General features: G+C 63.6%; 12 protein-coding genes and 1 riboswitch. Of the genes, 7 read left to right on the forward strand and 5 right to left on the reverse strand.

Translation table 11 applies throughout. From position 1 onward, the window contains the following. Positions 1 to 42 precede the first annotated feature (42 nt). The 4 genes from FH061_RS07010 to FH061_RS07025 all read right to left on the reverse strand — a co-directional run bounded on the left by FH061_RS07010 (position 43) and on the right by FH061_RS07025 (position 3,644). Entirely contained in the window at positions 43 to 1,044 is a 1,002-nt protein-coding gene (locus FH061_RS07010; RefSeq protein ID WP_151634376.1) for a fumarylacetoacetate hydrolase family protein, read from the reverse strand. Between the two features lie 51 nt (positions 1,045 to 1,095). Next, positions 1,096 to 1,665 carry a TMEM165/GDT1 family protein gene (locus FH061_RS07015; RefSeq protein ID WP_151634378.1) on the reverse strand — a complete coding sequence of 190 codons (570 nt, stop codon included), beginning with the start codon at positions 1,663 to 1,665 and terminating at the stop codon, positions 1,096 to 1,098. A gap of 1 nt (position 1,666) precedes the next feature. After that, positions 1,667 to 1,850: riboswitch (yybP-ykoY riboswitch) on the reverse strand. Between the two features lie 64 nt (positions 1,851 to 1,914). Further along, positions 1,915 to 2,706 (reverse strand): HAD family hydrolase, encoded by a 792-nt coding sequence (locus FH061_RS07020; RefSeq protein ID WP_151634380.1) that lies wholly within the window; start codon positions 2,704 to 2,706, stop codon positions 1,915 to 1,917. Next, a complete protein-coding gene (locus FH061_RS07025) occupies positions 2,703 to 3,644 on the reverse strand; it encodes a CysB family HTH-type transcriptional regulator (protein WP_151634382.1) in 942 nt (313 codons plus the stop codon). The genes FH061_RS07020 and FH061_RS07025 overlap by 4 nt, the downstream gene beginning before the upstream one ends. 147 nt (positions 3,645 to 3,791) lie before the next feature. Between FH061_RS07025 and FH061_RS07030 the strand changes: the two genes are divergently transcribed. The 7 genes from FH061_RS07030 (at position 3,792) to cobA (ending at position 10,662) form a co-directional block, all read left to right on the forward strand. Next, positions 3,792 to 4,565: a sulfite exporter TauE/SafE family protein gene (locus tag FH061_RS07030; protein WP_151634384.1), complete on the forward strand. Its 774-nt coding sequence runs from the start codon at positions 3,792 to 3,794 to the stop codon at positions 4,563 to 4,565. Positions 4,566 to 4,580: 15 nt separating this feature from the next. After that, the gene (locus FH061_RS07035; RefSeq protein WP_151634386.1) at positions 4,581 to 6,275 is read left to right on the forward strand and encodes a nitrite/sulfite reductase; all 1,695 of its coding nucleotides are present in this window, start codon (positions 4,581 to 4,583) and stop codon (positions 6,273 to 6,275) included. Continuing rightward, on the forward strand, positions 6,268 to 6,798 hold the full coding sequence (locus tag FH061_RS07040; RefSeq protein WP_151634388.1) for a DUF934 domain-containing protein: 531 nt from the start codon (positions 6,268 to 6,270) through the stop codon (positions 6,796 to 6,798). The genes FH061_RS07035 and FH061_RS07040 overlap by 8 nt, the downstream gene beginning before the upstream one ends. Further along, on the forward strand, positions 6,795 to 7,514 hold the full coding sequence (locus FH061_RS07045; RefSeq protein ID WP_151634390.1) for a phosphoadenylyl-sulfate reductase: 720 nt from the start codon (positions 6,795 to 6,797) through the stop codon (positions 7,512 to 7,514). Before FH061_RS07040 ends, FH061_RS07045 begins: the two co-directional genes overlap by 4 nt. 137 nt (positions 7,515 to 7,651) lie before the next feature. After that, positions 7,652 to 8,587 (forward strand): sulfate adenylyltransferase subunit CysD, encoded by a 936-nt coding sequence (gene cysD / locus FH061_RS07050; RefSeq protein ID WP_151634392.1) that lies wholly within the window; start codon positions 7,652 to 7,654, stop codon positions 8,585 to 8,587. Beyond that, positions 8,587 to 9,912 carry a sulfate adenylyltransferase subunit 1 gene (locus FH061_RS07055; RefSeq protein WP_151634394.1) on the forward strand — a complete coding sequence of 442 codons (1,326 nt, stop codon included), beginning with the start codon at positions 8,587 to 8,589 and terminating at the stop codon, positions 9,910 to 9,912. The genes cysD and FH061_RS07055 overlap by 1 nt, the downstream gene beginning before the upstream one ends. Positions 9,913 to 9,924: 12 nt before the next feature. Next, positions 9,925 to 10,662 (forward strand): uroporphyrinogen-III C-methyltransferase, encoded by a 738-nt coding sequence (gene cobA, locus FH061_RS07060; protein WP_151634396.1) that lies wholly within the window; start codon positions 9,925 to 9,927, stop codon positions 10,660 to 10,662. 185 nt (positions 10,663 to 10,847) lie between these two features. Here cobA and FH061_RS07065 read toward each other — a convergent pair whose 3' ends face one another. Further along, complete coding sequence (locus FH061_RS07065; protein ID WP_151634398.1) at positions 10,848 to 11,225, reverse strand: sirohydrochlorin chelatase; 378 nt, start codon at positions 11,223 to 11,225, stop codon at positions 10,848 to 10,850. Positions 11,226 to 11,279: the final 54 nt, after the last annotated feature.

Raw genomic sequence — 11,279 nt, forward strand, 5'->3', positions numbered from 1 at the left:
GTATAGCTCCGCACCGTGCCGGCATCGGTCTTTTCGGCGCCATCACTTTATTGAGCGTGGCGCCATCGCCTGCACCACCTGCTGCTGGATCGCGCCGAAGATCGACTTGCCGCCGGCGTCGAGCATCTCGATCTTGATCGTGTCGCCGAACTTCATGAACGGCGTCCTGGCCTGGCCGTCGGCGATCATTTCGAGGCAGCGCTTTTCGGCGATGCAGGTATAGCCCTTGCCCGTATCCTTGTTCGACACCGTGCCCGAGCCGATGATGGAGCCGGCGCGCGCATTGCGCGTCTTGGTCAGATGCGCGATCAGCTGCGGAAAGCTGAAAACCATGTCGACGCCGGCATTGGGCTGTCCGACCAGCGCGCCGTTCCAGATGGCGCGCAGCGGCAGCATGACCTTGCCATCCTGCCAGGCATCGCCGAGTTCGTCCGGCGTCACCGCGACGGGAGAAAAGCTCGATGCCGGCTTCGACTGGAAGAAGCCGAATCCCTTGGCCAGTTCGGCGGGAATCAGGTTGCGCAGCGATACGTCGTTGACCAGCATCAGCAGCCTGATGTGCGAAAGCGCCTGCGCCGGCCTGGTGCCCATCGGCACATCGTCGGTGATGACGGCCACTTCGCCCTCGAAGTCGATGCCCCACTCTTCCGATGCCAGCGCGATGTCATCCGCCGGCCCGATGAAATCGTCGGAGCCGCCCTGGTACATCAAGGGATCGTGCCAGAAGGATTCCGGCATCTCGGCGTTGCGCGCCTTGCGCACCAGTTCCACATGGTTCACGTACGACGAACCGTCGGCCCATTGGTAGGCGCGCGGCAGCGGCGCCATGCAGCGCTTCGGATCGAAGTCGAAGCTGCGCTGCGCCTTGCCGGCATTGAGCTGCTCATACAGCTGCTCCAGCTGCGGCGCGATGAAGGACCAGTCGTCGAGTGCCCGCTGCAGGGTCAGCGCGATGCCGTCGGCGATATGGGCGGTCTTCAGGTCGCGCGACACCACGGCCAGCTGGCCGTCGCGCGTACCATCCTTGAGGGTGGCTAGTTTCATTCAGGTCTCCTGGTTTTCAGCATGTCTTGACGCAAGCATGATACGCGGCATTCAGACCGGGCTGCCGATGGCGAACAGGGTGGCCAATCCAAGCACGGCGAAAATCGCGGCGGCAATCGCGCGCACCAGTTTCAGCGACACCGCCTTGATGATGCGGTTGCCGAGCAGCACCGCCGGCACATTGGCCAGCATCATGCCCAGCGTGGTGCCGGCGACGACCGCGCCAAAGGCGGAATACTTGGCTGCCAGCGCCACCGTCGCGATCTGGGTCTTGTCCCCCATTTCAGCCAGGAAGAAAGCGACCAGCGTCGCTGCGAACACGCCGAAACGCGCCGGCCGGGCATCCAGTTCGCCGGCCTTGTCGGGAATGAGCGTCCACGCCGCCATCGCGAGAAAGGACCAGCCCAGCAGCTGGCGCAGCATGTCGCCGCCGAGCAGGGACGTCAGCCAGCTGCCGAGCGTGCCGGCGCCGGCATGATTGAGCAGCGTGGCCACGAGAATGCCGAGGATGATGGGAAGGTGGCGGCGGAACCGGGCCGCCAGCAGCAGCGACAGCAGCTGCGTCTTGTCGCCCATTTCCGCCAGCGCGACGATGCCGGTCGAGACAAGGAAAGCTTCCATGAATGCTCCGGGGCCGGCACATACCAATGACCATGCGCCCACCGGCCCGAAGCTGGAGCACATGGTCAAAGGTCTCGCCAAACCTCGGCCGCCTGCGCCATAACCCGGCCTTGCGGCGCGGATCAAGTCTGTTGACGCAAGCCCCTCTCGCATTCGGAGGGCGGCTACTCCCCAATGACGGAAAAATTCTAACGCCGGAACCGCATTCCCGGACGGAAAGCTTGTTGATCCAGGCCACACGGCGCCCGATTAACGGGCCGCCAATATCGCCCGCGCCACTTCCTCGAATCCGGCGCCATATTCGTTGACCGTCACATAGGCCGGCGCGGCTTCCAGCCGTGCGAGATGACGGCGCACATTGGCAACGCCGATGGCTTGCGGGTAATGCGCAAACATGCGCGCATCGTTGCCGGAGTCGCCGGCGAATGCATAGTGCAGGCATGCCGCCTCGTCGCTCACGCCGAACACATCGCGCAACAACCGTTCGCTGGCCGCCTGCTTGCAGAACGGCATCGGCGCGGCATGCGCATGGATGCTGCTCGCGGTCGCATGAAAACCGTGTTCGCGGATGCAGGCGAGAACCTCCTCGACTGTTTCCTGCGGCAAAGGGGGAACATTTTCACCGATGTCGAAAGCCAGATCCCCGACCCGCAGCGGCGCATCGTCAGCCACCGGCAGTTGCGGAAAACGGGCGCGCAGCACCGGGACCAGCCCTTCCAGCGCCCGCCGGTGCCGTTTCCTGGCCGCCTCGTCGGCGTAGAACCAGGACTGCATGCGCCCGCCGGCATCATTCCAGAAGGCGCTGGCGCCGTTTTCGGCGATCACGGCGTCGAAGCGGCACAGCCTGAGCAGGGGCATGGCCCAGTAGGTCGGCCGCCCGGTCACGGCGATGACCTGCAGGCCTGCATCGCGCAGATCGCCGAGCGCCTGCAGTACCGGCGGCGTCAGTGCGCCGCCAGTGGTCAGGGTGTCGTCGATGTCGGTCAGGATGCCGCGCAGGGCCCGGCGCTGTTCCCGCGGCCATTCCGCCAGCGGCTTCATAATTCGTAGCTGTCCTTTTCGCCGCTCATCAATTGCTCTATCAGCTTGCGGTTAAGCGTCGGCGTCAGCATTTCGATAAAACTGTATACATAGCTGCGCAGGTAGGCGCCCTGCTTGAGTGCGACCCGCGACACGTTCGATCCGAACAGGTGTCCGACGGAAATCGCCTCCAGCCCCTTGTCGCGCTCCGGATCGAATGCCATGCCGGCAATGATGCCCACGCCCATCCCGAGTTCGACGTAAGTCTTGATGACGTCGGCATCGATGGCTTCCAGCAGTACGTCCGGCTTGAGGTCGCGGATCGCAAACGCATGGTCGATCTTGGCGCGGCCCGTGAAGGCGCTGTCATAAGTAATCAGCGGATAGCCGGCGATCTCCTCCAGCGTGATCGGCTTGGCGTTCAGCAGCGCATGGCCATGCGGCACCACGACCACATGCTCCCACTGGTAGCAGGGCATGGTGATCAGGCCGTCGATATTGGCGATCGCCTCGGTGGCGATCGCCATGTCGGCCTGATCCTTCAACACCATTTCCGCGATCTGGCGCGGATTGCCTTGCAACAAGGACAGGCGCACCTTGGGATATTTCTGGGTGAACATCTGCACCACCTTCGGCAGCGCATACCGGGCCTGGGTGTGGGTTGTCGCGATGGTGAAGCTGCCGGTATCCTGCGCGGCGAATTCCTTGCCGATGCGCTTCAGGCCGTCGATCTCCTGCATGATCAGCTCGACCGAGCGCAGCACCGCCCTGCCCGGCTCGGTCAGGCCGCGGATGCGCTTGCCGTGACGCGTGAATATGTCCACGCCGAGTTCTTCCTCAAGCTCGATGATGGCCTTGGAGACGCCGGGCTGCGAGGTGTACAGCGCCTTGGCGGCTTCGGTGAGGTTGAAATTTTGCCGCACGGCTTCGCGCACGAAGCGCAGTTGGTGGAGATTCATTGTTTCCCTTATTGCAAGGCCGCATGCCGGGCCGGTAGCATTTTTTGTTCTTGTATATGCCAAATGAGCATATAAGCAAATAAATACTAAGTCGTTTGGAATAAGGACTAAGTTTATTACGATTCACACTCCTTTGCGTGAGGTTCCATGACTGTTACCTATGTGATATCCGGTTTTGCCGTCGGCCTGCTGGTCGGCCTCACGGGCGTGGGCGGCGGTTCCCTGATGACACCCCTGCTCACCCTGTTCTTCGGCGTTTCCCCCACCGTTGCGGTCGGCACCGACCTGGCATTCGCCTCGGCCACCAAGACCGCCGGCACCCTGGCTCACCGGGTGCGCGGCACCGTGCGCTGGGAAGTGGTGCGCCATCTCTGCTACGGCGCCCTGCCCGCCGCCCTGCTGACCACGCTGGCCCTGAAATACTTCGGCGCCATGGACAAGCAGATCGGCCAGATCATCCGCTATTCCATCGCCGGCTCGGTGCTGCTGACCGTGGTTGCCCTGCTTTTCCGCAGCCGCATGCAGGCCTGGGTCATTGCCCATCCGGAAAAACAGTTGCAGGGCCGCAACCTTGCCATTGTCACCATCGTCGTCGGCGCGCTGCTCGGCACCCTGGTCACGATTTCCTCGATCGGCGCCGGGGCGGTTGGTGCGACCATATTGGTATTACTGTATCCTCGCCTGTCTCCGGCGGAAATCGCCGGAACCGATATCGCCTATGCCGTGCCCCTGACCGCGATCGCCGCGGCCGGACACTGGTATCTGGGTTCGATCAACTGGGAATTGCTGCTGACGCTGCTGCTGGGTTCGGTCCCGGGCATCACACTCGGCTCCCTGGCCGCCAAGGCAGTCCCGGAAAAAATTCTGCGCGGCTTGCTGGCCACGACGCTGACAGCCGTTGCCGCCAAAATGGTTTTTTGAGATTGGAACAAGAAGATGTATCGATACGACCAGTATGACCATCAGATCGTCAAGGAACGCGTCACCCAATACGCGGACCAGGTACGCCGCCGCCTCTCCAACGAACTGAGCGAGGACGAGTTCCGTCCGCTGCGCCTGCAGAACGGCCTGTATTACCAGCGCCACGCCTACATGCTGCGCATCGCCGTTCCCTACGGTCTGCTGTCGTCGAAACAGATGCGCATGTTCGCCCATATCGCGCGCGAGCATGACCGCGGCTACGGCCACTTCACCACCCGCCAGAACATCCAGTTCAACTGGATCAAGATCGAGGAAACGCCGGAAATCCTGTCCAAGCTGGCATCGGTCGAGATGCATGCGATCCAGACTTCCGGCAACTGCGTGCGCAACATCACTTCCGACGAATTCGCCGGCATCGCGCCGGACGAGATCATCGATCCGCGTCCCTATGCCGAGATCCTGCGCCAGTGGAGCACCTTCCATCCGGAATTCGCCTTCCTGCCGCGCAAGTTCAAGATCGCCATCAACGGCGCGCTCGAAGACCGCGCCGCGATCCAGGTACATGACATCGGCCTGTCGGTCGTGAAGAACGAGCAGGGCGAAACCGGTTTCCGCGTGCTGGTCGGCGGCGGCATGGGCCGCACCCCGATCCTCGGCAGCGAAATCCGCTCCTTCCTGCCGTGGCAGCACGTGATGAGCTACATCGAAGCCATCCTGCGCGTCTACAACCAGTACGGCCGCCGCGACAACATGTACAAGGCCCGCATCAAGATCCTGGTCAAGGCGCTCGGCGTCGAGGAATTCGCGCGCCAGGTCGAGGCGGAATGGGCCGACATCAAGGATGGCCCGAGCACGCTGACCGAAGAGGAACTGGCACGCGTGGCCTCCTTCTTCCCCGCGCCCGCTTACGAAAAACTGCCGGCGACCGATGCCGCGGTCGAACAGTTCAGGAACGACAGCAAGGCCTTCTCCAACTGGATCAAGCGCAACGTCAAGCCGCACAAGGTGCCGGGCTATGCCGCCGTCGTGCTGTCTCTGAAGAAGACCGGCGTGCCGCCGGGCGACGCCACCGCCGAGCAGATGGATTTCGCCGCCGAGCTCGCCGACCGCTACAGCTTCGGCGAACTGCGCGTGACCCACGAGCAGAACCTGGTGCTGTCGGACGTGAAGCAATCCGACCTGATCCGCCTGTGGGAAGAAGCCAAGGCGCACGGCATGGCAACGCCCAACATCGGCCTGCTGACCGACATGATCTGCTGCCCGGGCGGCGACTTCTGCGCGCTGGCCAATGCCAAGTCGATCCCGATCGCCTCGGACATCGCCGAACGTTTCGACAATCTCGACTTCCAGCATGACATCGGCGAGATCGAGCTGAACATTTCCGGCTGCATCAACTCCTGCGGCCACCACCATGTCGGCCACATCGGCATTCTCGGCGTCGACAAGGACGGCAGCGAGTGGTACCAGGTGTCCGTCGGCGGCGCCCAGGGCAACGAGTCGAGCATCGGCAAGATCATCGGCCCGTCGTTCTCCGCGCACCAGATGCCGGAAGTGATCGACCGCATCCTGCAGGTCTACCTGCGCGAGCGCAACGAAGACGAACGCTTCATCGACACGGCGCGCCGCATCGGCGTGGCGCCGTTCAAGGAATTCGTCTACGCCACACCCATCAAGATCGAACACAAAGCCGGAGAGGACGCCTATGCGTAACATCATCAAGAACAGGGCCGTCGTCTCGGATGACTGGACCGTACTGCGCCTGGGCGAGGAAGACACGCCGGAAACGGTTGCCATCCCCGAAGGCAAGGTCATCGTGCCGCTGAAGGTGTGGCAGGCGCAGCGCGCAGCGCTGCAAGGCCGCGCCGCAGCGCAGTTGCTGGGCGTCTGGATCGCCAGCAGCGAGCGCCCCGAAGAGCTGAAAGGCGAACTGGCGAACTTCAAGGTGGTTGCCGTCGACTTCCCGAAATTCGCCGACGGCCGCGGCTATTCGATTGCCTACAACCTGCGCGCCCGCCTCGGCCATACCGGCGAACTGCGCGCCATCGGCGACGTGCTGCGCGATCAGCTGTTCTACATGCAGCGCGTGGGTTTCGACGCCTTCGCGGTGCGCGAAGACAAGGACATTCACGAAGCACTCAAGGGACTGACCGATTTCTCCGAGGTCTACCAGAATTCCTGGGACCAGAAATCGCCGCTGTTCCGCCGTGTGCAGCGCAGCGGAGCGCCGGCATGAGCGATTTGCATTCCCTGGTCGAGAACACGCAGGCGACGCTCAGGCGCATTGCCGACGAGTTTTCGCCGGCGGTGTTCGCTTCCAGCCTGGCTGCCGAAGACATGGTGCTGGCGGACCTGATCCTGAAGGCGAAGCTGCCGATCGGCATCTTCACGCTGGAAACCGGCCGCCTGCACAAGGAAACCCTGGCCATGGTCGACCGCATCCGCGAGACCTACGGCCATGAAGTCAAGCTGTACAAGCCGGAACCCGCCGCCATCGACGCCTATGTCCGGCAGAACGGCCTGAATGCCTTCTACGACAGCGTCGACATGCGCAAGGAATGCTGCCGCATCCGCAAGGTCGAGCCGCTCAACCGCGCGCTCGCCGGCAACAAGGCTTGGATCACCGGCCAGCGCCGCTCGCAGTCGACCACCCGCGCCGAACTCGCGGTGCAGGAAGACGACGCCGCGCACGGCATGACCAAGTTCAATCCGCTGGCCGACTGGTCCGAGGAAGACGTCTGGAACTACATCCGCGCCAATAACGTGCCGTACAACGCGCTGCACGACAAGGGCTATCCGTCGATCGGCTGCGAACCCTGCACCCGCGCGATCCAGCCGGGCGAGGATGTGCGCGCCGGACGCTGGTGGTGGGAAAACCCGGAGTCCAAGGAATGCGGCCTGCACGTGGTTGACGGCAAGCTGGTCCGGATCAAGGCAGTCGCCGCAACCTGAATCCTGGAACCGGCGCCCGAATGAAGGCAGTTCCCGCCCGGCAGCCGGCGCAGCATCGCAAGGCTGCGACATTGCGGCACCGCAGTACCGGGGAACCGAACGACGAATCAGACGTTTCACATGGCAAGCACAACACTATGAACACAGCAGTCGAAAAACTCTTTCTGGACGCCGCCAGCAACCGTCATCTGGACTGGCTGGAATCGGAAGCCATCCACATCATGCGCGAGGTCGCGGCCGAGTGCACCAATCCCGCCCTGCTCTTCTCCGGCGGCAAGGATTCGGTCGTGCTGCTGCGCATCGCCGAAAAGGCGTTCCGTCCCGGCAAGTTCCCGTTCCCGCTGGTGCACATCGACACCGGCCACAACTTCCCGGAAGTGATCGAGTTTCGCGACAAGCGCGTGGCCGAACTGGGTGAACGCCTGATCGTCGGCTCGGTGGAAGACTCCATCAAGCGCGGCACCGTGCGCCTGCGCAATCCGCAGACCGATTCCCGCAATGCGGCCCAGGCCGTCACCCTGCTGGAAACCATCGCCGAGCACAAGTTCGACGCCTGCATCGGCGGCGCCCGCCGCGACGAGGAAAAGGCGCGCGCCAAGGAGCGCATCTTCTCCTTCCGCGATGAATTCGGCCAGTGGAATCCGAAGGCCCAGCGCCCCGAGCTGTGGGACCTGTATAACACCCGCGTCCATCCGGGCGAGAACATGCGCGTGTTCCCGATTTCCAACTGGACCGAGCTCGACGTCTGGCAGTACATCGCCCGCGAAAAGCTGGAACTGCCGCCGATCTACTTTGCCCACGAGCGCGAAGTCATCCCGCGCAACGGCCTGCTGGTGCCGCTGACCGACCTCACTCCGCCGCGCGAAGGCGAAGCGGTGGAGAAGCGCATCGTGCGCTTCCGCACCGTCGGCGACATTTCCTGCACCTGCCCGGTCGCCTCCGACGCTGCCGACGTCGATGCGATCATCGCCGAGACCGCCGTCACCCAGATTACCGAGCGCGGCGCGACCCGCATGGATGACCAGACATCCGAAGCCTCGATGGAAAAACGCAAGAAGGAAGGATATTTCTGATGAACGCCGTAGTTGCAGATCAAGTATTGTCGACCAGTGCAGGCACCGAGCGCGGCCTGCTGCGCTTCATCACCGCGGGTTCCGTCGATGACGGCAAGAGCACGCTGATCGGCCGCCTGCTGTTCGACAGCAAGGGCATTTTCGCCGACCAGCTCGATGCGATCTCGCGCGCCAAGCACAAGCGCACCGTGGGCGACACCGTCGACCTGTCGCTGCTGACCGATGGCCTGGAAGCCGAGCGCGAACAAGGCATCACCATCGACGTCGCCTACCGCTATTTCGCCACGCCCAAGCGCAAGTTCATCATCGCCGACACGCCCGGCCATGAGCAGTACACCCGCAACATGGTGACCGGCGCATCGACCGCCGACGCGGTCATCATCCTGATCGACGTATCCAAGGTAAAGCTGGGCGACGACGGCAGCGTCGAGCTGCTGACCCAGACCAAGCGCCATTCGACCATCGCCCACCTGCTGCGCATCGAGCACGTGATCGTCGCCGTCAACAAGATGGACCTCGTCAATTACGACAAGACCGTGTATGACCGCATCGTCGGCGCGTACCAGGCATTCGCCGACCAGCTCGGCCTGAAGGATGTGCGTCCGATCCCGCTGTCGGCGCTGGCCGGCGACAACGTGGTCGAAGCCGGCGACAAGATGCCCTGGTACCAGGGTCCGACGCTGATCAGCCTGCTGGAATCGCTGTCGGTCTACGACGACGCCCATGTCGAGCCGCTGCGTTTCCCGGTGCAGCTGGTGGCGCGCCACAACGGCCATGAGGCCAACGACTTCCGCGGCTACATGGGCCGTATTGAAGCCGGCAAGGTCAGCAAGGGCGACAAGCTGGTGGTGCAGCCCAGCGGCCAGACCGCGACCGTGAAGGACATCCTCACGCTCGACGGCTCGCTGCAGTCCGCGTCCGCCGGCCAGTCGATCACGCTGCTGCTGGAAGAGTACCTCGACATCTCGCGCGGCGACATGCTGGCCGCCGCCGATGCGCCCGCCACCCTGCAGAAAACCGTGACCGCCGATGTCTGCTGGCTGTCGGAAGAACCGCTCGACATGCGCCGCAAGTACTGGCTCAAGCACACCACCAAACAGGTGGCCGCGCGCGTGACGAAGATCGACACCCTGCTCGACATCAATACGCAGGAGCGCCGCACTGCCGACGCGCTCAAGCTCAACGATATCGCGACGGTTTCCATCAATGTGCAGCAGCCGCTGGCGTCCGATGCCTATGAAGCGATCCGCTCGACCGGTTCCTTCATCCTGATCGATGAAGTGACCCACCAGACGGTCGCCGCAGGCATGATCCGCCTCGCCTGATCAGGGAGCCGCATGCAGTCCACTCCCGCCGCGCAGGCGACCGGCAAGGTCTATCTGCTCGGCGCCGGTCCGGGCGCCGCCGACCTGATCACGGTTCGCGGTGCCCGCATTCTTTCGCAAGCCGATGTCGTGCTCTACGACGCCCTCGTCACCGAGGAGATGCTGGCGCTTTGCCCGCAGGCCGACAAGATCTCCGTCGGCAAGCGCTCCGGCCAGCGCTCGACCGCCCAGACCGTGATCAACGAGCAGCTGGTTGATTGCGCAAGGAAATACAAATTGGTGGTGCGCCTGAAAGGCGGCGACCCGATGATGTTCGGCCGCGCCGACGAGGAATTGCGCGCGCTCGAAGCGGCGGGCATCGAGGTGGAAGTCATCCCCGGCATCACCACCGCGCTGGCCGCGGCCGCCTCGACGCGCCAGCCCCTGACCAAGCGCGGTATTGCCCGCAGCGTCGCCTTTTTCACCTCCAGCACCGCGCCCAATCACCCGGACCAAACCACCCTGCCCGACTGCGACACGCTGATCCAGTACATGGGCGGCAAGGAAGCTGTGACCACCGCACGCAAGCTGCTGGAACAGGGACGTTCGCCTGCGCTGCCAGTGGTCGCGGTCGAGAATTGCAGCCGGCCCAATGAACGGGTGATGCGGCTGACGCTGGCGGAACTGGAACGGGGTCTTCCCCAATGCGAGGGGCCGGTGCTGGTGATGATTGGCGAGGCATTTGCGCCACGCGAGGCTCCGAAAGGCTGACAGCCGCCGGTATTACCTCGCCGCTTGCAAGCGGCTCCGACATGCGCGGCATATGCATGACTTCCGCTTCACTCTTCCTCAAAGTCGCCCGCTTTGGAGCGGTTTCGCCGCCCTGCTGCCGTCTACCGGCACAGGGCGGGAGAGCCTGTATGGATCATTACCGCGGATACGCTGCGGACGACGATTCACTCCGCCCGCATCTGTCCAAGGCAATACCGTGCAATCGCATTGAGCACATCCTCGCTCTCGCCCACCGCCGGGCTGGCCTTGATGGCGAGCTGCGGATGACTTTGCCGGATCTGCTCGAGGGCGAGCGGCAAGTCGCGCAGCACATGCCCGCCCTGCCCGAAGAACACCGGCACCACGGTCGCCTCGGTGCAGCCTTCGGCCACAAGCTGCGCCACCCTGTCCGGCAGGCGCGGCGACATCAGTTCGAGAAAGGCCAGCGACACATCCGTGTCCGGCGACTGCGCCTGCAGGATCTTCTGCAGGCGCTGGAAAGGCTCAGCCCAGCGCGGATCGCGCGCGCCGTGCGCAAACAGGATGAGGGACGGTTTCGCCATGACGGTATTCTCCGGAGTGTTGGGTGAAAATTACGCTAGAGCGTTTCGCCCTGA

This window comes from Noviherbaspirillum aerium (genome assembly GCF_008929045.1).
GTDB classification, from domain to species: domain Bacteria; phylum Pseudomonadota; class Gammaproteobacteria; order Burkholderiales; family Burkholderiaceae_D; genus Noviherbaspirillum; species Noviherbaspirillum aerium.

Excerpts from the sequence above, each read along its gene's own strand:
- FH061_RS07040 (WP_151634388.1), top strand. The coding sequence starts at position 6,268 with ATGCGTAACATCATCAAGAACAGGGCCGTCGTCTCGGATGACTGGACC.
- FH061_RS07020 (WP_151634380.1), bottom strand. The coding sequence starts at position 2,706 with ATGAAGCCGCTGGCGGAATGGCCGCGGGAACAGCGCCGGGCCCTGCGC.
- cysD (WP_151634392.1), top strand. The coding sequence starts at position 7,652 with ATGAACACAGCAGTCGAAAAACTCTTTCTGGACGCCGCCAGCAACCGT.
- FH061_RS07010 (WP_151634376.1), bottom strand. The coding sequence starts at position 1,044 with ATGAAACTAGCCACCCTCAAGGATGGTACGCGCGACGGCCAGCTGGCC.
- FH061_RS07015 (WP_151634378.1), bottom strand. The coding sequence starts at position 1,665 with ATGGAAGCTTTCCTTGTCTCGACCGGCATCGTCGCGCTGGCGGAAATG.
- FH061_RS07065 (WP_151634398.1), bottom strand. The coding sequence starts at position 11,225 with ATGGCGAAACCGTCCCTCATCCTGTTTGCGCACGGCGCGCGCGATCCG.
- cobA (WP_151634396.1), top strand. The coding sequence starts at position 9,925 with ATGCAGTCCACTCCCGCCGCGCAGGCGACCGGCAAGGTCTATCTGCTC.
- FH061_RS07045 (WP_151634390.1), top strand. The coding sequence starts at position 6,795 with ATGAGCGATTTGCATTCCCTGGTCGAGAACACGCAGGCGACGCTCAGG.
- FH061_RS07055 (WP_151634394.1), top strand. The coding sequence starts at position 8,587 with ATGAACGCCGTAGTTGCAGATCAAGTATTGTCGACCAGTGCAGGCACC.
- FH061_RS07030 (WP_151634384.1), top strand. The coding sequence starts at position 3,792 with ATGACTGTTACCTATGTGATATCCGGTTTTGCCGTCGGCCTGCTGGTC.
- FH061_RS07025 (WP_151634382.1), bottom strand. The coding sequence starts at position 3,644 with ATGAATCTCCACCAACTGCGCTTCGTGCGCGAAGCCGTGCGGCAAAAT.
- FH061_RS07035 (WP_151634386.1), top strand. The coding sequence starts at position 4,581 with ATGTATCGATACGACCAGTATGACCATCAGATCGTCAAGGAACGCGTC.